This is a genomic window from Streptomyces sp. NPDC096310, from assembly GCF_044763125.1.
Taxonomy (GTDB): domain Bacteria; phylum Actinomycetota; class Actinomycetes; order Streptomycetales; family Streptomycetaceae; genus Streptomyces.
The window spans coordinates 448,647-472,302 of record NZ_JBIWFO010000003.1 but is presented as its reverse complement, the minus strand read 5'-3'; the positions used below and the strand labels follow the sequence as shown (position 1 = coordinate 472,302).

The following is a 23,656-nucleotide window of genomic DNA, read 5'->3' as shown; positions in this document are numbered from 1 at the left end:
ATTGGTGGTCTCGCCGAGACCCCTCGGCGAGACCACCAGATTCACCCAGCCCACCCACCGGCATACCGAAGGGCCCGCATGACCCGCTACGTCAATTTGAACGCGTACAACGGCGGGATCGACGCCGACGATCCCCACGAGCACCGGCGCCACGAGCAGACCCTCACCCTGGCCCAGCTCGACCCCCCACCGACCTTCGTCGGGATCCAGGAGGCCACCGGCTGGCACCGCGACGGCTGGAAGCGCCTCCACCAGCTCGCCAACGTCCTGGACATGGTCGCCCTCCACCCCGTGACCAGCCACGTCGGCGACGGCGAAAACGCCACGGCGCTGCTGTACCGGCCCTCGGCCGCGAGACTCCTCTCCTACACCCCCGGGGTCGCCGTCGAAGCCTTCCACCACGGACTGCTCCGGGGCACCTTCGACATCGACGGCCGGGACGTGATGGTGCTCGTCACCCACCTCAACCCCTTCGACGGCGGCGCACGGCTCGCCGAGGCGAAGCGCCTCACCGACTACGCAGGCACCTTCCCCGGCACACCCGACCGGGTGGTCCTGCTCATGGACGGCAACATACCCTCCGACGACGATCCCGAGCCGGACTGGGAGACGGGCGCCCCCGCACACCTCCACGCCCGATACCGCATCGTGAACGAGGACGGCTCCTTCGGCTCGATGGACCGGCGCGCCATGGGCGCCCTGAAGGCGGCCAGCTGGAGCGACCCGCAGGACCACCTGGCCATACAACGCGAGGCGACTGTCGGCCACTGGTACCCCAACGAGCCGACGCCGCTCCACCTGGACCACATCCTCACCTCGGGCCCCATCACCCCGCGCGCGTACTGGACCATCGACACCCCGAAGGCCCGCACGCTCAGCGACCACCTGCCCTGCGTGCTCGACACGGACTGACCACTCGCTGGCTCCCGACGGTGCGAGCCAGGCGACCCGGCCACCGGGAATGGCAGCTCGCGCCCTCGGAAGGCGGCTGGCCCGCACCACACATGGGTCAGACGTTGAAACGCTCGACCGTCTGAACGAGAGGGGGATGAACGGCAGGCGAGCGATGGGACTGCTTTCAGCCGAACTCCCACGGTCATCCCGCCCGGCGGCGCGTAGCCGCTGTCACGGGACAGCGGCCTCGCTAGCGTCCCAGAGGACCGACGGGCCAGGACGCCTATCAACCCGCTCAGTTGTACGAGACGCCACGTAAGGACCTTTCTGTGACCGATGCGACTGTGGCCCCCGACGAGGCCGCCCAGCTCCGCAACAAGGCCGTCGACCAACTCAAGGAGGACGGCACGATCGAGTCGCCGGACATCGAGGCGGCCATGCGTAAGGTGCCTCGGCACCTGGCCGTTCCGGAGGCGCCGCTCGAAGACGCCTACAGCACCTACAACGCCGTGATCACTCAGGAGGACGAGCACGGCAATCACACCAGCTCGGTGTCCGCACCGCAGATCCAGGCGATGCAGTTGGAGCAGGCCGGCATCCGTCCTGGCGACAATGTGCTGGAGATCGGCACCAACGGACCGAACGCCGCCTACCTCGCGGAGCTGGTCGGACCCACGGGGCAGGTCACCACTCTCGACATTGACCCCGAGCCCGCCGCCCGCGCCGAGCAGTTTCTCTCCGAGACCGGGTACACCGGCGTCGAGGTCAACGTCGGTGACGGCGAGAACGGCTTCGCCAAGCACGCTCCCTACGACGTGATCGTGGTGACCGTGGGCGCCTGGGACATCCCGCCCGCCTGGTTCGACCAGCTCAAGGACGACGGCCGACTCGTCGTGCCGCTCCGCGTCAACGGTCTGACTCGTACCTACGGATTCGCCCGGAACGGTGACCATCTGGTCGCCACGAGCGCCCATGTGTGCGGTTTCGTGCCGGTACAGGGCAGCGGTTCCCACCTTCAGCAGGTGATGCAGCTCCCCGGTGACCCGGGCGTCACGCTGCGCTTCGACGAGGGGCCGCCCGCCGATCCGTCGCTGCTGGACGGAGTGCTGGACACCCCCCGCGTCGAGACGTGGACCGGGGTGACCGTCGCCAGCCAGGAGCCGATCGGCACTCTTCAGATGTTCCTGGCGACGCACGTGCCCACGTACTGCGGCATGACCATCGACCCCGAACTGGCCACCGGCGCGATCGGCCCCACCGGCCTCGGGTTCTCGATGGTCGCGATCGACGGCCCGAACTTCGGCTACGCCGTGCTGCGCCGTACCCCGGAGGAGAAGAACGAGTTCGGGTTCCACGCCTTCGGACCCGACGGGTCCGGCTTCGCCGAACGGCTGGCCGGCATCGCGCGCGCCTGGGGCAAGGACTACCGCAGGGCTCCCGGTCCCCGCATTGCCATCCACCCGGCGGGCACCCCTGATGACCGGATCACCGGCGACCGGATCATCGACAAGAAGCACAGCCGGATCTCAGTCTCCTGGCCGGCCGCCTAACACACGGCTCGTGGCCAGGTGTCCTGCACCATCCAACCAGCAGGGAGTAAACGTATGACCACTGCCGTGCTCGACAGCGTCAATGCCATCAGCGAGCCGTCCTTCGGGGATCTCTCCGACGACGATTTCCATCTCGACGTCCGCGTCGTCATCTCCGAGAGCCCCGTCTACCACTTCGACTGCCCCACCAGCGACGGCTGCGGCAACACATGTGCCAACGGGGCCAGCTCCTGCACCTCCACCGTCGAGGACGCTGCCTAACGCGTCCTCCCGCTGTCGGGGTGGCAGCCGATCGTGGCGGCCACCCCGACAGCACCGGGCTGCACACGCCATACAAGAAGGGGCACCAGTGGCACACAGATCGCCCATCACCTACCAGTGGCAGCCCGGAGTGCTGCTGCGCGCCTCCACCGCCTCGCAACAGATACCCATACCGGACGTGGACATGTACGGCGAAGACACGGCCGCTCAGGGCCGCCAGTGGCTGGCCGAGGTGTGGTGCGGCCCGGTACCCGAGGCGCTGTCCGCCGCCAGTCCCGTCCTGTGCGGACGCGTCAGCGACATCCTGAACGGGGCCGTCGGCGACGCCCGCCGGATCCGCCGGGCCGTACGGTCGGTGGCGGCGTACCTCCTGCGCTGGAACCACCGGCCCACGCCGTTCGGGGTGTTCGCCGGAGTCGCCCCCGCGACGTCGGCTCAGTCGGTCCGAATCGAGTGGGGAGACGGCGGGTACCGGACGATGCTCCGGCCCGATTCCGACTGGCTGACGGACGTCATCACCCGGCTTGAAGGCACCCCGGCCCTCCTTTCCCGGCTGGCCGTCGTCACCAACAACACCGGCCAGTCGCGCGGGAACCGGCACGTGGTGGACGGGATGCCGACCGACGCGCACACCCCTCACCTCGCCCCGGTCGAACTGTCGATCCGTCTCACCCGGCCCGTGGCCGCCGTGCTCGCCACCGCCAGCACCCCGATCCCGTACAGCACGCTGCTGCACCGCCTCGCCAGCCAGTTCCCCACGGCACGTCCCGACCAGCTCACCGGCCTGATCGCCGACCTGCTGAGCAAGCACGTACTGATCAGCAGCCTGTGGCCCCCTATGACGTCGCTCGACACGCTCACCCACGTGTGCACACAGTTGGAGAAAGCCGACGCCGCCGGCATCCCCGGTATCGCAGACCTGGCCGCCCAGCTAACAGCCATCAGCGACCGGATCGACCACCCCACCCCCACCGGCCAAGCGCCGTGGGCACCCGACTCCGCCCTCGTCCAGGACATGCAGCGCCTCAGCACCGTCGCCCCGGTTCCGCTGCTGGTCGACGCCGCGCTGGACTGCACCCCTCACATCCCCGAAACGCTGCTGGACGAAGCCGCCGAAGCAGCCCAGGTCATGCACCGACTGTCGCCCCACCCGTACGGCTATCCGCAGTGGCGCGACTACCACCAGCGCTTCCTCGACCGGTACGGCACCGAGGCCGCCGTGCCCGTGCCGGACCTAGTCGCCGACAGCGGCCTCGGACTGCCCGCCGGATTCCTGGGCTCCGAGCGCACCCGAGCGCCCTACCAACTGGCCGACCGGGACGAGAAGATCCTGCGCTTGCTCCAGGAGGTGATGCTCGGCGCCAGCCGTGAGCTTGTCCTCACCCGGGCAACACTCGCCGACTTGACCGCCGACCACACCGAACCCCTGCTGCCCGTGCCCCGAGCAGAGATCGCCGTGGAGATCCACGCCCCCACCCTCGATGCCGTGCAGCGCGGCGACTACCGGCTACTGGTCACCGGAGCGCCCCGCCCCGGCAGCAGCATGTTCGGGCGCTTCGCCCACCTGCTGCCGCCCTCCGCACAGTCCGCGCTCACCGACTCCTACGCGACCTCCAGCCCCGGCGCAATCCCGGCGCAACTGACGTTCATGCCGCGGCGGCGCCGCAACGAGAACGTCTCCCGCACCGCGCAGGTCCTGCCGCACACCATCCCCCTCGGCCAGCACCACGAGCCCGGCCCCGACGTGATCCCACTCGACGACCTCGCCGTGACCGCCGACACCCGCCGGTTCTACCTGACGCGCACCTCGACCGGACAGCACGTCGAACCTCGCGTCCTCCACGCACTGGAGGCGTCCGTCCAAACGCCCCCGCTCGCCCGGTTCCTGGCAGAGATCACCACCGCGCGCAGCCCGGCCTACAAGACGTTCACCTTCGGCGCCGCGGCAACCCTGCCGTACCTGCCACGTGTCCGGTACAAGCGAACGATCCTCGCGCCGGCCCGATGGCTGTTGTCCGCTCGGGAACTACCTGCCCGGTCCGCGTCCATGGCCGACTGGGACCGGGCTCTGGACCGGTGGTGCGAACGGCTCCGCGTCCCTGACCGCGTTGCCCTGGTCGAGAACGACCAGCAGTTGCCCATCGATTTCGACCAGCGGATTCCCCGGGCACTGCTGCGCGCGGGTCTGGACCGGATGCGCCTGGTCGAGCTACGTGAAGGCAGCAGCGCGCAGGACCGGGCGTGGATCGGCCGCCCTCACCAGTTGCTGATCCCCCTGGCGAACGCCGTTCCCGCGCGCACGGCCCCACTCGTGCCGGCGGTCACCGTCGCGGGCCCGACACCTGGTCGCCCCACCGTTCTGTGTCTCCGTCTCTTCGCACACCCGAAGCGGTACAACGAGATTCTGACCGGCCACCTGCCCGGCCTGCTCGCCCAGCTCTCCGACCCACCGCGATGGTGGTTCCGGCGCCACCGCGACATCAACCGGGCCGACTCCGACCAGTGCCTGGAGCTGTACCTGCACCTGTCCACTGCGGACGGCTACGGTCCGGCCTGCCAAAGAGCCCACGACTGGGCCGAATCCCTCCACCACCAGCGCCTTGCCGCCCGCCTGGAGTTGGCCTCCTATCAACCGCAGACGGGCCGCTACGGTCACGGCCCCGCCCTGGACGCCGCCCACGCGGTCTTCGCCGCGGACTCGGCCGCCGGCGTCGCGCAGATCCTCGCCGCCGCAGACGACACAGCCACCGGGCAGGCCCTCGCCGCCGCGAGCATGGTCAACCTGACGGAGCAGTTCATCACCGACCCGGGCCGCGCCGCCGACTGGCTGGCCCGGAACCTGCCCCACGAACACGGCCCACTGGCCCGGGAACTGACCCGACGCACCCTCGCCCTGGCCGACCCCGCGCGCACCGCCCTGTTCGAGCTCCCCGGTGGCCCGGGTGTCGCCGCGGCATGGCAGCACCGCTCCACGACCCTGCGCGTCTACCACGACGAACTGGCTCTTCAGCGTGATCCGCTCACCGCGCTGCGGTCGCTTCTCCACCAGCACCACATCCGCGCTCTCCCCGTCAACCCGGACAACGAACGCGCTACCGGCCGCCTCGCGCGAGCCTGCGCCCTGCGCCACCGGGAGCGTCAGGCGTGACCACGACCACCAGCCCGGCCACCGCTGCCGACGCCCTCGCCTCACACCTGGCCGCCCCCGTATCCCCGCCCGAAGACCGGCTCTGGGCAGCGCAGTCCCTGGCCATCGGCGCAGCCGGTACCGCCCTCCTGCACATCGAGCGCGCCCGCACCGGAAACGGCACCTGGCAGCAGGCACACACCTGGATCAAGAGCGCCGTCGCCGCCGGCATCAGCGCCGCCGACACCAGCGGCCTGTACCTCGGCGCACCCGCCGTCGCCTTCATGCTCGGCTGCGCCGTCACCAGCGACTCGGACCGCTACCACCACGCGCTGTCCGCCATGGACCAGCACGTCACCACGCTCGCCCACCGGCGCGCCGACACCGCCGGCGCCCGCATCGCCGACGGCCGCCACCCCAACTTCCACGAGTACGACATCTTCCACGGCCTGACCGGCATCGGCGCGTACCTTCTACGCCGCGCCCCCACCGGTCACGCCATGGAACGCGTCCTCACCTATCTGGTGGCACTGACCCAGCCCACCCGCGACCAAGACCGGAACGAACTGCCGGGCTGGTGGGTCGGCCACGACCCCCACCTCACCCAGTCCCCGCACTTTCCAGGCGGACACAGCAACTTCGGAACCGCGCACGGCATCAGCGGCCCGCTGCTGCTGCTCGCCCGCGCCCTGCGCCAAGGCGTGACCGTTCACGGCCACGAAGCCGCCATCGACACCATCCTCGGCTGGCTGGACACGTGGCGGCAGGACAGCCCCGCCGGACCCTGGTGGCCCGAACACCTCCACCACGGCGACCTCCGCACGGGCATACCCAGCCAGACCAGCCCGGCCCGTCCGAGCTGGTGTTACGGCACACCCGGAATCGCCCGCGCGGGACAACTCGCCGCCATAGCCCGCCACGACACCATACGACAACACCTGTACGAGGACGCCATGGCCCGCTGCCTCACCGACCCCGGCCAACTGTCCACAATCACCGACACCGGCCTGTGCCACGGCTGGGCCGGGAGCTACCAGACCGCCTGGCGCGCAGCCCACGACGCCGCCACCCCGACCCTGCGCGCCGCCCTGCCCCGCATCGCCGCCGCCCTGACCCGGCACTCCCAACCCGGCCCCGACCCCAGCCTCCTGCAAGGCGACGCGGGCACAGCCCTCGCCCTGACCACCGCAGCCCACGACGCTGCGCCCACCTCGGGATGGGACGCATGTCTGCTGATCGACTGAACCAACCCGCCCGCCTGGAAGCGACCACGCGCGCCGTGACGGAGGTCCTGGCCGGCGGCAGCACCGACACCGCCGCGGCCCGAGCAGGACTCGAACCCGCGGACCTAGACGCCGCCATCGCCGTCTACCAGCAGGCGGGGCAGCACGCGCTCGCCCAGCAGGCAGGTCCGCCGACGTGGCGTCAGCTGTATATTCAGTTCAGCGACTGGGACAAGGCCGAGCAGACCGCCGCCAACGGTATCGTCCCCGTACTGGACCTGGCCCAACAGGACAGAATGATCAACGGCTGGTGGTTCATCCGCAAGCACCCGTGCTGGCGGATGCGTCTGCTCCCCACCCCCGAAACGCGCTTCCCCTCGGCACTGGCCAACACCCTTGACGAACTCACCGCCCGCGGGCAAATCGAACGTTGGTGGCCCGGTATTTACGAACCGGAAGCCGCGGCGTTCGGCGGCAGTGCGAGCATGGCCATCGCCCACACCCTGTTCCATGCTGACAGCCGCGCCATCCTCACCGCACCCCACGGCGACCTCGGCCGCCGAGAACTGTCCCTGCTGCTGTGCGCCAGCCTGATGCGCGCTGCCGGACTGGAGTGGTACGAGCAAGGCGACGTCTGGCACCGGGTCGCCAAGGAACGCCCTCTGCCTCCGGACGTGCCGGTCGCCAAAGTCCACGCCATGGCCGGGAGCCTGCGCCAACTGCTCCTCGCCGATACCGCCCCCACGGGCCCGATGCTCCAGTCGGAGCGCACGCTCAAGCCTGCCACCGACTGGGTCCGCGCGTTCCGGCACGCGGGAACAGCCCTCGGAACGGCCGCCCGCGACGGAACCCTCGAACGCGGGCTGCGCGCGGTCATCTCGTATCACGTGATCTTTCACTGGAACCGAATCGGCCTCAACGCGCGCACGCAGAGCATCCTCGCTCACGCGGCCCGCACCGCGATCCTGCACGCCGTCGACTCCACGGAAGGGCCACTGCCGTGACCGCGCCCCACCCGCAGACAAGGCTCGACCGGTTCGCCAAACGGTTCCCGTTGGTCAGCCAATCTCATCTCGTCTACCCCAGCCTTGCCGCCCGGGTCGAAGAGGTACGCACCTGCGCGGAGAAGTCGACACAGAACGGGCCGCCCCGGGGCCGGATCAACCTCGCGTGCGCTACCTGGAACCTGTCCGCACTGATCGCCTCCGACTGCGGCCTGACCGACCTGGCGACCGATCTGTGCCAGCGCCAGCTCCGTCTCTTCCAGGAGGCATGGCCTGTCGCCGGAGACACCGCCATTGCCTGCCTCCAGCCGATCGTCAACCTCATCCGTCTGACCGCCCGAGCAGGAGACCCGCAGGCCGCCTATCAGCACCTGATGAGCATGCACCGGGCCCTGTACGACGGCGGCACCGTCACTGTCCGCGGTCATCCCATCGACCTCACAGGTCTCGCTACCGACGCGACGCTGGATCACATTCAGCCCTGGCTACGCACCGTCCTGCTCGAAGACGGCACACGGCTCCTTGCAGCCACCGGTCAATGGCTCGAAGCGGCAGACCACGCGACCGTCTACGACAAGGCCCCGGAGCGGCTGCACACCAGCAGGCAAGCGCACGTCATAGCACATCTGCACACGGCCTCTCCGGATGCGGCCACCTCCTTGATCGACACGGCCACGATCACCGAGCGGTGGGAGAGGGCCGTCGCGCAGAACCTCCGCCACTACGCCGACCATCTTGCCGACCGCGCCACGGCAGAAGCCTTCTCCGCTGTGGTGAACACCGTTCGGGGCGCCCTGGAACCGAATCCGCCGAACCTGCGCATGTTCCGGGCGAGGCTGGTCCTGGCGGCAACAGACCTGGCCTCAGAAGGCTGCGAAGCCCAGACGCGCCCCCTGCACAACGCGCTCATCAGCGACACCATTCAGGCAGGCGACGCGTATGCTGCGCGCGAGATCCTGCGCCACCCCGCTCTATCCGCCAGCGAGCGATCACACCGTGAGTTGGAAGCGATCGTCCGCGACGGCCGACTCAGCCAGGGATCCCTGCCGAAGTCAGTGCTGTCCACGATGATGCGGGCAGTCAACACCGCGGGCACGAGCCTCGTTCACTGCCTGGCTGAGGAACGGACCGCGACACCGAATTCGAGATGCCCAGAGGGCGACTGAGAGAGAAGCCAACAGGACGGTAGACAACGACGTAGGTGTAACAGAACAAGGCCGTTGACGTTCGGAGTGTGAACGGGGTTGCTCTCTAAAGGGTTCTCCTGCTCCTCGGAGGTGTGCAGTTATTGTTTGCTGGGTGTGACTGGTCGGACCGGTGGCTGGACGTTGCCGTTGTCGACCGGTCGGGAGCCCTCCTGGGGGAGACTCGGATCGGGACCTGTCCCCGGGTGGTGGACACCTCTGAGCCCGGCCCCGGTAGCGGCCGGGTAGGAGGCATCTTTTATGGTGATGAAGGTCTACTCGCCCGAGTTCAAGGCGGACGCCGTCGCGCTGTACCTGTCGGACCCGAGCCATACCTTCGAGGGCATCGGCAAGGACCTGGGCATCAGCCGCGAGACGCTGCGCAACTGGGTACGGGCCGAACGGGCCCGCCGCGGCGGGGGCAGCACGACGAGTACGAGCATGGAGAAGAGCACGGTGGATTCCCCGCCGACGGCCGAAGAGCTTCAGGCCGAGAACGAGGCCCTGCGCCGTGAGCTGGCAACGGTGCGCAAGGAGAACCAGAAATTGGCCACCGAGCGTGACATCCTGCGCAAGGCCACGAAGTTTTTCGCACAAGAGATGACCTGGTGACCAGCCGCTTCCAGTTCGTCGAGGACCACCACCACGCCTGGGGCGTGAAGCGGTTGTGTGCTGTGCTGGAGGTCGCCCGCTCCAGCTTCTACAAGTGGCGGGCCGGCCGCCAGGCCCGCGCCGCGCGCGAGCGGGCCGACGCCGCGCTCGCCGAGCGGATCCGGGCCGTCCACGCCGACTGGGACGGCACCTACGGCCGCCCCCGCATCACCGCCGAGCTGCGCGACGACGGCGAGCTGGTGAACCACAAGCGCGTCGGCCGGGTCATGCGCAAGTTCGGCATCGCCGGGCTGCGGCTGTGCAAGCGCCAGGTCACGACCGTGCCCGAACCGTCAGCCACCCCGGTGCCGGACCTGTTCCGGCGCGACTTCACCGCGAGCGCCCCGAACTCGAAATACGTCGGGGACATCACCTACCTGCCGGTGGGCGACGGCGAGTTCCTGTATCTGGCGACGGTGATCGACTGCTTCTCACGCCGCCTGGCCGGCTGGTCGATCGCTGACCACATGCGCACCTCGCTGGTCACCGACGCGCTCCGGGCCGCCGCCGCGACCCGCGGCAGCCTGGCCGGAGCCGTCTTCCACAGCGACCACGGAGCGCAGTACACCTCCCGCCAATTCGCCGAAGCCTGTGCCGAGTTGGGGGTGCGTCAGTCCATGGGGGCGGTCGGCACGAGCGCGGACAACGCGCTCGCCGAGAGCTTCAACGCGGCCCTCAAACCCGAGACGCTCCGCGGAGCCCGCCGCTTCGATGGGGCCCACGCCTGCCGCCCGGCCGTCTTCCGCTGGACCACCCGGTACAACACCCGCCGACGCCACTCGGCGAACGGACAGCAGGCACCGAACGTCTACGAACAGCAGTCAGCTAACCTGACACTCGCCGCATAACGACACGAACAGGTGTCCACCCCTCGGGGACAAGGCCCCTCCTCTATGCCGCGAGCCCGGACGTCGTCGCCCGCTACCGGGAGTTCCTCGTGCCGCTGGGACGCAGATGGCGGGCGACGGTCACGGGCATCGAGGATGTGCACATCCTGTTCGCCCGCTCGTTGGCGGCGTCGGGAATGAAGGTCGTTCATGTGGATCCCACCCGGGCTGCCCGCCACCGAGCGGCATTCGGAGGGAGCAAGACCGATCGCGCCGATGCACGGCTGCTTGCTGCGATGACGCTTGCGGGGGCATCGCGCCCACTCGTTGTGAACTCCCCGGGCGCGGAGGCACTCCGCGTGGTGGCACACGCCCACCGGGCTGCCGTGGACCAGCGTGTCCAAGCCCTGCACGCCCTGCGGGCGGCGCTGATGAGGATCTGGCCGGCGGCCGTAACGGCGTGGCCGGCGAGTGTCGGCGGGCTGTGCAGCCCCCAGGCACGGGCCGTCCTCGCCGCTGCCCCCAGCCCCCGGGCGGCAGCCCGGCTGGACCGCAAGAGCCTGGCTGCGCTGCTGACCGCGGCGGGCAGGAAACGCACGGTGGACGACGAGGCCGAGCGGCTGCGCATGATCTTCTCCCGCCCGGTCATGCTGCTCGACGCTCGCGTGGAAGACGCCGAGGTCATACGGATCGGGCACCTCCGCATGACCCTCGATCACGCGGCCCAGCGGACGAACACCCTGCAGCGGAACCTGGAGGAGCACTACGCCGCCCACCCTTACCACGGGCTGGTCTCCCGCGTTCGCGGGATCGGTACCACACTCGGCGCCTACCTCTTGGCGGAGATCGGCGACCGGCCGACCGAGCGGTTCGGCAGCGGACGCTCCCTCGCCGCCTACGCGGGCGTGGCCCCTGTCACCTGGGCCTCCGGCCAGACCGTGCGGGTCACCTTCCGCCGGGCATCGTCCACCCACTTGCGGAGCACGCTGCACGCGGTGGCCTTCTCCATGGCAAACCACTCGCCCGGCGCCCGCACCTACTACCAGCTTCGCCGCTCCGCCGGCGATGCGCACGCCACGGCGTTGAGAAAGCTAGGACGCAAGATCGTTCTCTGCCTCTACCACTGCATGGCCACCGGCACGCAATACGACGACGCCACCGCGTTCGGCTACCCCCCTACTGCCGCAGGTGCTTCCACCCTCCAGCGGCAGAAACCGCTGGACGAACGGCAGATCGCACGCGCACACGACATGCTTGCCATCCCCGGCACCACCGTCACCGCCACCGCACGGGCCTTCGGGGTCAGCACACAGACGATCTATCGACATGTCCTCGGCCGCCCCCGGGCACAGTGAACACACAGACAATGCACACCGATCCCAGAACGGAGGCGTTCACCGTCCGGCGGTGAAGGCCCCCGCTCTGGGCCAGAGCGGGAGAGGCGGGCGGACCGCGGTACGCCCGAAGACAACCCCGGGCCGTGAGCCCCCACGTGGGAATGGCGCCCACGGATCCCGCCCGCCTCACCGGTACCCGACCTCTCCGGACGGGCGAGAACTGACAGTGGCCAGTTGAAATGCTTCTGATCCACTTCTTGTGGACCGGTGACCTGGCCTCACAACTGGCTGGCAGGGTGGCCGTTCGTGTGATGCAGCGTGTTCTCGACGTTCTCCACGGCGTTCTCTCATCTGTCGTCCGTGATGGTGATCAATGGTGGACGAGGTCAAAGTGGACGGCGGCGGGATAGCCCTCATGGCGCGGACGGTGACGAGAGAGGCAGCGTGTCCGGACTGCGACGCGGTGTCCGGCCGCGTCCATGATGGTTACCGGCGGCGCCTGGCCGACCTCCCGGCGGCCGGGCAGGAAGTCGTGATCGACCTGCTGGTGCGACGGTGATGTGATCACTGCCCGACCGCACTGCGGAAACCCTCACCGAGTGGCTGCGGGCACACCCCGGAGCGGAGATCGTCTGCCGGGACCGGGCCAGTGCCTACGCCGAGGCCGTACGCACCGCTTGCCCCGACGCGATCCAGGTCGCGATGATCAGCGACCGCTTCCATTTCTGGAAGAACCTGTGCGAAGCGGTCGAGAAGTGCGTTGCCGCACACCGTAGTTGCCTCGTCAAGCCTACCGAGGACGTGCCTGCTGACGCCACTGTCGAGCAGGAGCCGCCGGGGAAGCCGGAGGGGATGCGCGTAATCCGGCGCCGCGAGCAACACGCCGCCGTGCACGCCCTCTACGACAAGGGCGCCCCGATCCAGGCCATCTCCGAGACTCTAGGACTGGACCGCAAGACGGTACGCCGATACGCGCACGCGGCCACACCCGAGGAGGCATCGCTGGGCACCGGATCGCGCCGCTACTACCAGGCCCACGCCTACTCGCCCTATCTCCACCGGCGTTGGAACGAGGGCTGCACGGACTCAGCACGGCTGCACGCGGAGATCACCGAGCTCGGATTCAACGGCAGCAAGCGGACCGTGCGCCGGCACCTCCAGGAGATCCCGGCCAGCGGCAAGCCCGCACCCGACAAGCCCAAGACGCTGACGGTCATCACGGCCACCTGGCTGATCACTTCACACCCGGACCACCTGGACGGGAGCGGCACGCTCAAGCTCAAGAAACTTCTGGCCCGCTGCCCCGAACTGGACGCCGTCGCCGCGTGCTTCCGCTCCTTCGCCGCCATGATGGCCGAACGCCGGGGCCACGACCTGGAGAGCTGGCTCGCCAGCGCCGAGACCACCGAGATGAAGCCGCTGCAGAGCCTGGCCCGCGGACTACGCCAGGACTTCGACGCCGTCACCGTCGGCCTCACCCTGAAATGGAACTCGGGCAAGGTGGAGGGCAACGTCAACAGAGCGAAACGGATCAAGAGGGACGGGTACGGTCGCGCCGAGTTCGACCTTCTCCGCCTGCAGATACTCCTCAGCGACTGGGCCCCCGTCACACTCTGCAACCGGCCCACAAGAAATGGATCAGGACCCCACTGAAGACACTCACTTCCACCACACCTGTTGCAGAAGACGAGCGATGCATGCATCCACCTGAGCAGTACGAACGCAGCGCACCATCAGGCAAACAGTCGGCCCAACCCCAGAGAAGCTGGTGGTCCCCGCAGAGGTCGTCCCATATACCCGGTTAGCCATCGACGGGGTCCTCGCAGGTCGACCGTACTCGGAAGTGGGCTGGATAGCGCGATGAGCGGTGTAAAGCCGAGCTCCGCTTCCTGCCCCACCCATGCTCGGAGAGATCGTAGGCCGGCCGGGGTCATCCCCGCTCCTCGAGAAAGCGAGCGGCGAGTCCCTCCGTCAGTGGTCAGTGCTTCTCGTCGTACCGCTTCTGGGCTATCCCTTGTACGAACGATGCGGCTAGGCCGACGGTCAGCCCGCTGCCAAGGGCCACGCCCAGCCGGACGTTGTCCGCCCCGGAGAAAACCGAGTAAACCACCATCGCGACGGCACTCAGGGAAATAAGCGCGACCGCGAAGGATGGGATGCGATACCACCACGGTGTACCCGTCTCCCGGCCGACGTCCATGTGCCCTCCCCAGGTCGTGCTCGGCAGCTTACTGCCCCAAGGGACGCCGAGGGTGTGAGGAGAACCGGAGCGCGGAACCCACGACGTGGCGCGGTGGAGTTGTCTCCGGTGCCTGGTCTTGCTGATCAACCGTGTGCCCTCTCCCCGGAGGTCGCTACGGTAGGGCAACACGAAAAACCGGCTCAGTTACTACAGGGGGCGCGCCAATGGAGATCGTCGTGATGTCACAGAATCTGGGGCGCGGGGCCTGGAGGACGCAAAATGGCGTCTTTTCCGAGGACCGGTGGCCGACCTTGGCATCGAACATCGACAACGTGCGGCCGGACATTCTGCTGCTCCAGGAGGCTGAGGGGTGGAGCGCCGACGGGCATGCCCGGCTGATCCGGGCCGAGCGGGATCTCGACATGGATGGCGTGCTGGCTCCCAGCCCGTCCGGACTCGGGCCGGCAACCCTTTACCGCCGGTCCACCATGGGACGGCGGACCTACGCGAATCACGACTACTCCAGCACCGAGACCCACCACGGCTTCGAGACGCTCGGCTGGGAAGTGCCCGCGCTGCCGGCCACCCTGACCGCGGGCAGTGTCCATCTCTCCCCCTACGACCCGGTCCGTGCCGCCAGCGAGGCTGGCTTCATCGGCACGCGGGTCCTGCGCCCCGGCGGCGGGTACGCCATCCTCGGAGGAGACTTCAACTACCCGCCGGCGGCCGGACCAGACCCCGCCTACGAGAACATGCGCCCGTACAACCGCGGGTCACGGCTGAAGATCACCGACCCGGAGAACCCTGGCCCGGACGAACCCGACCGCAGTGTCGCCTGGAGGATCGCCAAGAAGGGCTTCGTCGACGTGGCGTGGCACCTCTACAAGCAGACCAAGGACGAACGGCTGCTGGCCCGGACCGGCAGCGACGACCGGATCGACTGGATCCTCGTCAGCTACGCCCTGGTGCCGTGCATCGTCGAGTACGGGGTTGTCTCCGGCGGCTCCGACCACGACGGGATCTGGGCCCGCCTGGACCTGTCCCGGGCCGCCGTCGACAACGTTTGGGAGTACCGGTAGCCGGTCTCAGCCGGACGCAGTGAGTTCTCGGAAGAACGCAGCCAGCGTGTCGAAGTTGTCCTCGGCCGAGGCTATGGCCTGACGCAGAGCGTCGGGTACGTGCTCGTCCTCCCAGTCCTGACAGGACAGCTCGGTGCCCGTCCACAGGGCATCGAGCTCGGTGGCGACAGCTTCCATGCCCACGGCAGTCGCACCGGTCATCACCATCTCCATCGGCGGTCTGAACCCTCGCTCGTCACGGGGCACCCTCGCGGCGGCGGCACGAAGTACTCCCGACATGTGCGCTACGTGGTGGGCACGCTGGAGGAGGCTCGGGTGCCCCGGGTCGCCCGGCGCCGGGGCCGACGGGTAGTCGTAGGCGGGTGCTTGGTCCAGCCCTAGTGTGCTGATCGCAGCCCGGTCCTCGGCTGTGACGACCCAACGTCCGTCGCCCAGCATCTCGCGCGCCGCCTTGAGCAAGCTACCCAGCAGCACCCGGTCGGCCGCCCAGCCGCCGTCGTATGGACCGCCGAACCCTTCCGGGGCGGCGCGCAGACCGCGAAGCGTGTATCCGAGGGTCCGGTCACCAGGATGGTCCCGGAGCAGAAGGGTCACGGTCTCCAGCACACGAGGCACATGCCGTGCCCGGGGAAGCTGACCCGCATGTGGGGCATCAGGCGGGAGCCGCCCCTCGGACAGATCCTTGGCAGTTACCTGGCCGCACATCGCTACAACGTCGGCGAGGGTCACCGAGTCGACCGGTCGCTGCTGCTCGACAGCCGTACGCCACAGCACGACCGCGAGGAGACTCGTCTCCCACATCCAATCCTGGCTGGTCTCCGGTCGGGCGCCGCTGTGGGCCAACTTCGCCTGTGGATCCAGGCCCAGGCGGTGCCGGACGTGCCACGCGTGCAGAGTCGCAGCTTGGTCCATCACACGCCACCACATGCCCGCTCCCCGTCGTCGTCAACCGCACCCTAGCGGTACGCACCCAGGTGCTCGGCGATTCCCGGATGCCGGACCTCGGCCGCGTGCTAGCACCGGCGGAAGAATAAGTCCCCTCCCATGGCCCCACCCGCAGAGTATGAAGCAGATGCTGCTCCTCACGCGCCGGCTCTGGCCTGCCTGTCCCTTCCTTGCGCCGTCTGAATCGTGCTCGGCCACCCCATCCCCGGTCGCCGAAAGGGGGCGAGCACCCCCGGATCGGGAGCTCTCCGGACGTCGGCTCACAGGTTTGGAACGGGATGGTCAGCGTGCCACCTGGAATACGGCTGCGGCCACGAAGGTGCCGAGGATCGTGCCGGCGATGACCTGGTTGCGTGTGTGGTCCCGCAGTTCGATCCGAGACCAGCCGACGATGACCACTAGGAGGAAGCCGAGGAGCATCCAGGGTCCGTAGGTCTGTACGAGCATCGCGCAGGCGCCGGCGGAGACGGCTTGGTGCACGGAGATTTTCCAGGCGACCGTGATCGCGGTGAGGATCGCCAAGGTGACGAGCATCGAGACGATGAGAGCGGTCATCGTCCGGGGGGCACCGGCCACGACCATGATCAGAATGCCGACGGTTACGGAGAGCAGGATGACGGCCATCACGATGAGCCGTGCGGACCTGGCCCCGACGTGCCGGTCGCCCCAGTGCCCCTTGCGGACTCCGTACTTGATAAAGGTGATGGGGACGACGGCGGCGAAGCACGCGCCGATCATTCCCCAGGCTATGCCGGTCCACTGCCCCGTGTGCCAGCCGATCAGGAGGGTGACAGCGATGATCCAGTTTTTCGGTTCGAGCGAGTCAGTGACGCGGCGAGCCACTGCGGACTCTGCGGGCTGCATGTCAGTTGTCACGAGAGAGGCCCCCTTCTGGGTGGTTCGCCGCTAGAGGGGCAACCGGTTCTTCTTGGCGGGCGAACTCTGCGACGACAGGCGAGGATGTGTACGCGTGTGCCACCGCGACGAGCCATGCGAGTTCACTGGTCTGATTACTACCCGAAACACCGAGGGACGGGTGTTCAACTCCCGCCAACTGGTTTGCAGTTCGAGCGCTAAGCGTGGCCACTCGGAGCCAGGATGCCTCGGCTACAGATTCAACTTCCTTTCCCTGTACGCCTTTTCGCGTAGCGAAGGCGCGGGCCCGTTCGTGAACCTCGGTCGGCACATATTCACGTAGCGCTAGACAGGCGTCCACGATTTCGATGACGCAGCGGTCAAGCCGGAAACGCACACGCCGTTTGGGAATCGATGTAGTCAGCACAACGTTGGGCACGGCTCCAGTCAGGTGGCGCCACAGGGGCTGAAGGCGCCTGAGCGTGGTCCAGGCGCGGATATGCTCCACGACACCAGCCAACGGCGGCAGACAGGCGCCGAGCGCGATCAACAGGATCGCCATCTGTTTCAGCGCTGCGGAGATCTGAATCTCCAACTCCGAGTGCCCTGCACCGGTGGCGAGGCGGACAACGACGAAGACCACCCGTTGTAGGGCGTAGAGGCTGCCGAGTAGGGTCCCCAGGCCCAGGAGCCCGAAGCCGGCCTTACCTGGCAGCGTTCGGCTGTTCTGGGCTCCGCCGAGGAAAAGCCAGGTGGCGACGATCATGGCGACGCCGATGTACAGGATGAAGGCCGCCGTGTAGAGGACGATATAGACCGCCCGCCTGCCCTCGTCGACCGCAGCTCCTCCCCCGGGCATCCAGATGGCCAGCGCGTAGAAGACAACCATGAGGGGCAACGTGACCCCGATCGCGGCGAGCCTGAGGCGGCGGGCCAGCCCGTGCGGTCGGACGACGGCGATCACGAAGTCCAGCAGGAACGCCGCAGATACCACGCCGAGCAGGTGTTTCAGCAGCGAAGACAGACCAGGAACGCCGGTGCCGCCGTCGACGGTGTCCCTGACCGCGGGCATTTCGAAGGTCATTGCAGCGGCCAGGACGGCGAAGGTCAGGGCCAGGCTCCGCTGCGTGTGGGAGTGGCGGAGGGACGGAAGGCGCCAAACGGTCACCAGCCACAGTGCTCCGGCGACGAGGGTGGAGGTGTTCATGAGCGGCGGTTCCTCCGGGGATGGCCGAGGGCGTCGTCAAGGCGGGTCATGGCGTTCGCCGGCCCGGGGTGGGCCAGTTCCTCGAAGAGACCACCGAGGTACGAGGCGGCCAGCTCGGCGTCGTACTCGGTTTCGCTGTCGTAGCTGGTCCGTCCGAGCGCGGTGAGCACGGCCTCGGGTGCGACGCCCTGCGGCATGATCGACTGAAGCGACTCCACGATGCCCGTGTTCTCACTGGTGTGCCCGAGCAGCAGGTGTGCCAGTTCATGGCGGACTATCTGCGCACGATGGCGTTCGCTCGTCGCCGCCACGTGGAAGATGTGGTCACTGACGTCGAACGCGATCATGAGGCCGCACGGGGCGTTGACACTCCCCAAGTCGGGCAGCTCGTGGAGGTGCAGCGGGCGCCCGCGCTTGAGCGCTAGCTGATCGCATATCTCGTCCACCGCGTTGGGGTCGGATATTTCGATTCCTCGCAGTTGCTCCTCACACTGCCGCCGCAACTGCGCTTCTTTTCGCGCATACCGCCGATTGAACACTGAACGACATCCTCGCTGCCCCGGGCGTGCGCACTTGCGCAGTTCTTTCTGTCGGCTCGCGGAATTCAGTACGGCCGGGGCGGAGCCTCGCACAGCCCCACAGGGGCAGCCAAGAGGATCATGAAGGCATATCCGTCAAAATCACGCGACAGTGAGGGAGGTCACATCACTTTTCAGTTTTGTCGAGTCCTTCAAGATTGCGTGCCTGCTCAATTACCGACTTGATCATCGCGAGACTTTCGGCCGAGAGTCCGTTGGCCCGCAGGGCGATCCCGCGCACCTCACCGTCACGCACAGCCTCGACCAGCTCCACCGAGGCACGAATCTTCCTGGACTCTTCGGCGTCGTAGTCGGGGAAAAAATACTGGGATGCGACATGGAAGTGGCGCGCCAGGGCCTCGACAGTCCTCAGCGTCGGGTTCGCCTTGACTCCGGAACGCAGTTGCGCAATGGCGCTCTCCGAAACGGTCGAGCCGTCCTCGCCGCCGGCCGCGCGAATCGAGCGGGATACCTCCGCGTTGGTGTATCTCTTCCCCGTTGACGGGTTTTTCACCGTTTCGAAGAGGTGGTTGAGTTTGTCCGCAAGACTCAACTGCCGGCCGCCCCGCTCCCCAGATGGCACTTCCACCGCCTCACCCGAATCCGCCACCACCCGACTCCTCCCTTTTGCGCCGACAGGCCCGACAGTACTCTGGTGTTGACAGGGGGCCAACCCGCATAACGGGACACCATGGTGTTGACAGGCCGGGATCACTCTGAGGTAGGTTCCAGTTACACGGCAGCACAAAGTGTTGTGACGCAGGCGAGAGCGCGTGTATCGCATTCCCCTCGCGTCGTTCACCCTCTACGCGCGAGGACCCCCATGATCGCCCGCCCCACGTCGCGCCAGGCCGCGCGACTTCTACAGACTTTAAGAACCAAGTCTGGATCTTGACGCGGGTGAGTGCGTATGTTCGTCGTCCCCGGGCAGCCCGCCCGACAGGTACGACCGTGGGGAGCAGCATGCGCGCGCAACGGACCACGTAGGTCCGGATACAGCGGCGGCGTCCGGGAGCAGGAACTCCCGGACGCCGAACGCTCAATCCGACGGCACGAACCGCCCCGGCAAGGGCGGTATCGCCATCATCACCACGCTGATCCCTGCCTAGGGGCGTCTCAGCGTGGCAACCAGAGGAGATTGTTACATGCGCTCCGCCCTGCGCAAAAGGCCCTACCCGGCCCGCGCGGCAGCCAGAGTCCGCATCAGCTCTCGTGTGTCGTCCGGGAGTGGCCGATGAGCAGCGATGCCCGTGAGTGGGTGTGGGAGCACAGCTCCAGCCGGGGAAACGCGCGCCTGGTCCTGCTGTCGATCGCCGACCGGGTGGCCGATGAGCAGTGTGTCTCCTGGGCCTCGCTGTCCAGCCTGGCCAAGCGCACACGCGCGTCCGTCTCCACGGTGCGCGAGGCTATCGAGCGCCTGGTCGACTCCGGCGAGCTGGAACAACTCGACGACCTCACCGGACCTCAGGGCAGCACGGTCTACCGTCTGCCCCTCGCCGCCGTAGCCGTGGCAGCAGCCGCCCGGGGCCAGGACGAGGACAACACGGACGGCACGGACTCGGTGGATGAGCCCGAGGACCCTCCCGTCGTGCGGATCTCGGCTCTGCGGCGGTACGGGATCCGGCTTCGTAAGGTGCCGGAATCCCCCGAGGGGTACCGGAAACCGGCAGTACCGGAATCCGGCAGGTCCCGGCGGAAACCGGCACCCCGGGGTACCGGAAACCGGCACAGGGGCGTGCCGGAATCCGGCACACAGAACCGTAGTGAACCTGATCTGAACCGTAGGTACAGCAGTAGTGGTGCCGCCGTCACCCCCGCTGCCGAGTGGGAAGTTGACGCGGACACCCACGCCTGGACCCGCCAGCAAGGACACCTCGACCGTCTCGGCGAGGAGGGCCTGGCCCTGGCCGACGCGAAGTGGCGTGCCCACCGCGCCGGTCACCGGCCCCGGTCGGCCGGGGTGTGGGCTACGGACTGGCGGTCCTGGATCGCCCGGGAACACGCCCCGAGCCGCCCCAGGCTCCGCGCCCTTCCCGGCGGCGCCGGTGGCGGCCCGGCTCCGGCGGGCGGGATGACCCGCGCCGAGGCCCACCTGGCCGCCCTGCGCGCCGCACTCGACGAGCCGACCGGAACGGAGTAGCACCCCCGTGACCCCCCGCGAAATCGGCGCCCTGCTCGCCTACATCGGCCGGATCGACCCCCGCACCATGCGTACCGACCCGGGCGAGGCCCGCGACCAGATCGCCCAGTGGCACGAGCTGCTCGGCGACGTTCCCCCGGCCACGCCCTACGGCTGGAACGCCCGGATCGCCGCCCGCCAGCACATCCGCGTCTCGCCGTACCCGATCCTGCCCGCGGACATCGCCCGCCCCTGGGACAGCTACCGGCGCGAGCGGATAGCACGGCACACCGATCCCACTCCCCTCGCCGACCCGGACGACCAGGCAGCCTGGATCGCCGAGTTGGCCGGCACCCGGCGTGCCGTCGCCACCGGCAGCGCCCAGCCCCGGCAGGACCGTGCCATCACCAGCGGTCGACGTCAGGTCGACCCGGAGCTGGAGGCGCGGCTGCGGGAGGTCGGCTCCTGCATCCCGCCTGCCGCCCGCGCTGCCCTCAGGCCCTTCCGGCCCGCCCGCGCGGCCCGCGAGGCGGCTGTGGCCCAGGGGCGGCCCGATGCCCTCGCGGTGCGGTGCGAGTGGTGCCAGGCACCGGTCGGCGAACCGTGCCGCAGCCGGCGGATCGGCCCCGACGGCGGAGCGTGTGGAACCACCCCGCGTGCCACCCCGCACCCCGGTCGCCTCGACCTCGCCACCACTCAGCAGGCCCGGCAGCCCACACCGGCCTGACCGGCCACGCCTGCGCCGGTGCACCCCGTCAAGGTGCACCGCCCCCCCACACCGGCCCCGGCGCGCCCCGTGCCGCGGCCGGTACCGAACGCCGTGTCCACCTCCCCGGCCCCCGTCGGAGGCGCGGCATGACATCGGAGACCTCATGCGCCACATCACTACCCACGCCACACCGGCCACCGGCCTGCGCGGCATCGGTGACACCAGCTGGCAGCCCCGAGGCGCCTGTCACGGCATGGACGTCGAGGACGCCGACGCTGTGTTCTTTCCCCTGCCCCGGGACCACGAGGCCATCGCCGAGGCAAAGGAGCTCTGCGGGTGGTGCCCGGTGCGCCGCGAGTGCCTCAACTTCGCCCTGGAGAACGTCCTCAAGGAAGGCATCTGGGGCGGGCTGACCGAGGCCGAGCGACGCCCCTGGCACGACGGGCTGCCCCAGCGCCGCGACTACCGGCGCGTGGCCGCCGTCCTCAACGGACGCGACGTCCACCTCACCGAGGCCGAGCGCCAGACCGTCATCGACCTGGCCCACCTGCGCGGGTGGCGTCCCGTCCGGCTCGCCGCGGCCCTGCAGATCAGCGTCAAGCACGCCCGCGACCTCCTCCACCAGGTCGCCAACAAGGTCTTCGACCGCGACCGCAACCTCGGCGTGCCACCCAACCCGTACAAGAAGAAGGGCAAGTGCAAGCAGTCCGCCCCAGCCGCCAAACGGCCCGCAACCACGCCGCCGGCACCCCGCCCGGGGCCGTCGGCCTGCGCGGTCACTCATGCTGGAAGGGCCGTATGACGTCCCTCGGCGCTGTCCCGGACCTGTCCGTCCTTCTCGCCGCCGGAGTTCCCTCCACCACCCTGGTCCTGGCCCTGGCGGGGTGGGTATTCCGCCGCCGGAGAACGACCACGAAGAAACGTTCCAGCAGTCCGGCGGTGAAGGTGGCCACGCTCGCCGCGCTCGGCTGTACCGCCTACAGCGCCGACACCTCGTGGCGGTTCGCCGCCGACTACCTCGACATGGCCGGCACCGCTGAACGCGCCGCCATGTTCGCCGCCGCCGAACTCGCTCTGTTCGCGACCGCGCTGATGGCCCGCCAGAACCTCGCCACTCTGGGGGCGCCGGGACTGCCCGGGACGCTGGTCTGGGTCATCACCGGAGTGCAGGTGATCCCCGCCTACGCCGAGAGCGGCCTCATCGGCGGCACGGTCCGCGCCTTCGTCGGCCCGGTCATGGCAGCGATGCTCTGGCACCTCGCCATGGGCATCGAGCTACGCCTGCACACCCCCGACGCAGCCTCCAACGGCCTGATCGCCACCCTGGGACGGGAAGCACGCGAGCGGCTGCTCTCCCGCCTCGGCATCGCCGCCCGGGACCGCGACGCCGCCCAGATCACCCGCGACCGCGCGACCGCCCGTGCCGTCGCCCTCGCCGCACGGCTCGCCGAACGCACGCCCGAACAGCGAACCGGCTGGCGCGGCAGGCGACTCACCCAGCGGCTGTCGAAAGCGATCGGCCGCGCCTCGGTCGGCACCGACCCCATCCAGCGGGCAGAGCTGCTCGACCAGCTGGCCGCCCGCCGCCACGCCCTCGACCTTGCCACGGTCCCCCTCCCCTCCCCCTGGTCCCCACACCACGACAGCGACAGGCCCGCCCCGGACCTCGCGGCCAGGGGACCGAGGACTGCGGTCTCCACCAGCGGTCCCCAGGCCGGCGCCGGACCGGCCGCGGACCCGGTCCCGGGGACCGCGAGGAGACCGGTCCCCGGGACCGGGGACCGTGATACGGGGACCGGTGAGGCACTCGTCGGCTGCACGGGGACCGCCGCTCCCGCAGGCGAAGTCGCCGCCCACGCAGGCAATTCGGACCGGGGACCGAGCGGCGCCGGGTCGGGGACCGACCCCACCGGGGACCGGGGAC

General features: G+C 69.0%; 22 protein-coding genes and 1 pseudogene. 17 read left to right on the top strand and 6 right to left on the bottom strand.

Going from position 1 to position 23,656, the window contains the following annotated elements:
• The first annotated feature begins 78 nt into the window (after window positions 1-78).
• The 12 genes and pseudogenes from ACIQ7D_RS10475 (at window position 79) to ACIQ7D_RS10420 (ending at window position 13,711) form a co-directional block, all read left to right on the top strand.
• The gene (locus ACIQ7D_RS10475; RefSeq protein ID WP_403935847.1) at window positions 79-912 is read left to right on the top strand and encodes an endonuclease/exonuclease/phosphatase family protein; all 834 of its coding nucleotides are present in this window, start codon (window positions 79-81) and stop codon (window positions 910-912) included.
• 311 nt (window positions 913-1,223) lie between these two features.
• Complete coding sequence (fxlM, locus tag ACIQ7D_RS10470) at window positions 1,224-2,444, top strand: methyltransferase, FxLD system (RefSeq protein WP_403935845.1); 1,221 nt, start codon at window positions 1,224-1,226, stop codon at window positions 2,442-2,444.
• A gap of 54 nt (window positions 2,445-2,498) precedes the next feature.
• Complete coding sequence (locus ACIQ7D_RS10465) at window positions 2,499-2,705, top strand: FxLD family lanthipeptide (RefSeq protein WP_403935843.1); 207 nt, start codon at window positions 2,499-2,501, stop codon at window positions 2,703-2,705.
• A gap of 88 nt (window positions 2,706-2,793) precedes the next feature.
• Complete coding sequence (locus ACIQ7D_RS10460; RefSeq protein ID WP_403935842.1) at window positions 2,794-5,853, top strand: lantibiotic dehydratase; 3,060 nt, start codon at window positions 2,794-2,796, stop codon at window positions 5,851-5,853.
• The gene (locus ACIQ7D_RS10455; protein ID WP_403935840.1) at window positions 5,850-7,076 is read left to right on the top strand and encodes a lanthionine synthetase C family protein; all 1,227 of its coding nucleotides are present in this window, start codon (window positions 5,850-5,852) and stop codon (window positions 7,074-7,076) included. The genes ACIQ7D_RS10460 and ACIQ7D_RS10455 overlap by 4 nt, the downstream gene beginning before the upstream one ends.
• Window positions 7,077-7,111: 35 nt before the next feature.
• Complete coding sequence (locus tag ACIQ7D_RS10450; protein ID WP_403935838.1) at window positions 7,112-8,059, top strand: thiopeptide-type bacteriocin biosynthesis protein; 948 nt, start codon at window positions 7,112-7,114, stop codon at window positions 8,057-8,059.
• Complete coding sequence (locus ACIQ7D_RS10445; RefSeq protein WP_403935836.1) at window positions 8,056-9,225, top strand: hypothetical protein; 1,170 nt, start codon at window positions 8,056-8,058, stop codon at window positions 9,223-9,225. Before ACIQ7D_RS10450 ends, ACIQ7D_RS10445 begins: the two co-directional genes overlap by 4 nt.
• Window positions 9,226-9,504: 279 nt before the next feature.
• Window positions 9,505-10,742 (top strand): IS3 family transposase gene (locus tag ACIQ7D_RS10440; RefSeq protein WP_403935834.1). Its coding sequence is split into 2 segments (ribosomal slippage): window positions 9,505-9,829 and window positions 9,829-10,742, totalling 1,239 coding nucleotides; the frame shifts between segments, so codons are not numbered across the junction.
• Between the two features lie 89 nt (window positions 10,743-10,831).
• Window positions 10,832-12,076: a transposase gene (locus ACIQ7D_RS10435; protein WP_403935832.1), complete on the top strand. Its 1,245-nt coding sequence runs from the start codon at window positions 10,832-10,834 to the stop codon at window positions 12,074-12,076.
• Between the two features lie 358 nt (window positions 12,077-12,434).
• Window positions 12,435-12,617, top strand: a complete 183-nt coding sequence (locus tag ACIQ7D_RS10430) for a transposase family protein (RefSeq protein ID WP_403935830.1) — start codon at window positions 12,435-12,437, stop codon at window positions 12,615-12,617.
• An 8-nt stretch (window positions 12,618-12,625) separates the two neighbouring features.
• Window positions 12,626-12,823: pseudogene (locus ACIQ7D_RS10425) on the top strand (transposase); the annotation flags it as partial.
• An 87-nt stretch (window positions 12,824-12,910) separates the two neighbouring features.
• Window positions 12,911-13,711 (top strand): transposase, encoded by an 801-nt coding sequence (locus ACIQ7D_RS10420; RefSeq protein ID WP_403935828.1) that lies wholly within the window; start codon window positions 12,911-12,913, stop codon window positions 13,709-13,711.
• Between the two features lie 325 nt (window positions 13,712-14,036).
• On the opposite strand, the gene ACIQ7D_RS10415 is transcribed toward ACIQ7D_RS10420, so the two are convergent.
• On the bottom strand, window positions 14,037-14,258 hold the full coding sequence (locus ACIQ7D_RS10415; protein ID WP_403935826.1) for a hypothetical protein: 222 nt from the start codon (window positions 14,256-14,258) through the stop codon (window positions 14,037-14,039).
• A 293-nt stretch (window positions 14,259-14,551) separates the two neighbouring features.
• Between ACIQ7D_RS10415 and ACIQ7D_RS10410 the strand changes: the two genes are divergently transcribed.
• A complete protein-coding gene (locus ACIQ7D_RS10410) occupies window positions 14,552-15,319 on the top strand; it encodes an endonuclease/exonuclease/phosphatase family protein (protein WP_403935824.1) in 768 nt (255 codons plus the stop codon).
• A 6-nt stretch (window positions 15,320-15,325) separates the two neighbouring features.
• Here ACIQ7D_RS10410 and ACIQ7D_RS10405 read toward each other — a convergent pair whose 3' ends face one another.
• The 5 genes from ACIQ7D_RS10405 to ACIQ7D_RS10385 all read right to left on the bottom strand — a co-directional run bounded on the left by ACIQ7D_RS10405 (window position 15,326) and on the right by ACIQ7D_RS10385 (window position 19,514).
• Entirely contained in the window at window positions 15,326-15,913 is a 588-nt protein-coding gene (locus ACIQ7D_RS10405) for a hypothetical protein (protein WP_403935822.1), read from the bottom strand.
• A gap of 633 nt (window positions 15,914-16,546) precedes the next feature.
• Entirely contained in the window at window positions 16,547-17,140 is a 594-nt protein-coding gene (locus ACIQ7D_RS10400; RefSeq protein WP_403935820.1) for a hypothetical protein, read from the bottom strand.
• Entirely contained in the window at window positions 17,130-18,326 is a 1,197-nt protein-coding gene (locus ACIQ7D_RS10395; RefSeq protein ID WP_403935818.1) for an MAB_1171c family putative transporter, read from the bottom strand. Before ACIQ7D_RS10395 ends, ACIQ7D_RS10400 begins: the two co-directional genes overlap by 11 nt.
• On the bottom strand, window positions 18,323-18,772 hold the full coding sequence (locus ACIQ7D_RS10390) for a secondary metabolite protein (protein ID WP_403935816.1): 450 nt from the start codon (window positions 18,770-18,772) through the stop codon (window positions 18,323-18,325). Before ACIQ7D_RS10390 ends, ACIQ7D_RS10395 begins: the two co-directional genes overlap by 4 nt.
• Before the next feature lie 259 nt (window positions 18,773-19,031).
• Window positions 19,032-19,514, bottom strand: a complete 483-nt coding sequence (locus ACIQ7D_RS10385; RefSeq protein ID WP_403935814.1) for a transcriptional regulator — start codon at window positions 19,512-19,514, stop codon at window positions 19,032-19,034.
• A 624-nt stretch (window positions 19,515-20,138) separates the two neighbouring features.
• Between ACIQ7D_RS10385 and ACIQ7D_RS10380 the strand changes: the two genes are divergently transcribed.
• The 4 genes from ACIQ7D_RS10380 to ACIQ7D_RS10365 form a co-directional block, all read left to right on the top strand.
• Window positions 20,139-21,044, top strand: a complete 906-nt coding sequence (locus ACIQ7D_RS10380) for a helix-turn-helix domain-containing protein (RefSeq protein ID WP_403935812.1) — start codon at window positions 20,139-20,141, stop codon at window positions 21,042-21,044.
• 7 nt (window positions 21,045-21,051) lie between these two features.
• Complete coding sequence (locus tag ACIQ7D_RS10375) at window positions 21,052-21,750, top strand: hypothetical protein (RefSeq protein ID WP_403935810.1); 699 nt, start codon at window positions 21,052-21,054, stop codon at window positions 21,748-21,750.
• A gap of 145 nt (window positions 21,751-21,895) precedes the next feature.
• Window positions 21,896-22,534 carry a WhiB family transcriptional regulator gene (locus tag ACIQ7D_RS10370; protein ID WP_403935808.1) on the top strand — a complete coding sequence of 213 codons (639 nt, stop codon included), beginning with the start codon at window positions 21,896-21,898 and terminating at the stop codon, window positions 22,532-22,534.
• The coding region (locus ACIQ7D_RS10365; protein WP_403935806.1) for a hypothetical protein at window positions 22,531-23,656 on the top strand (1,126 nt) is incomplete at its 3' end. The genes ACIQ7D_RS10370 and ACIQ7D_RS10365, both read left to right, overlap by 4 nt.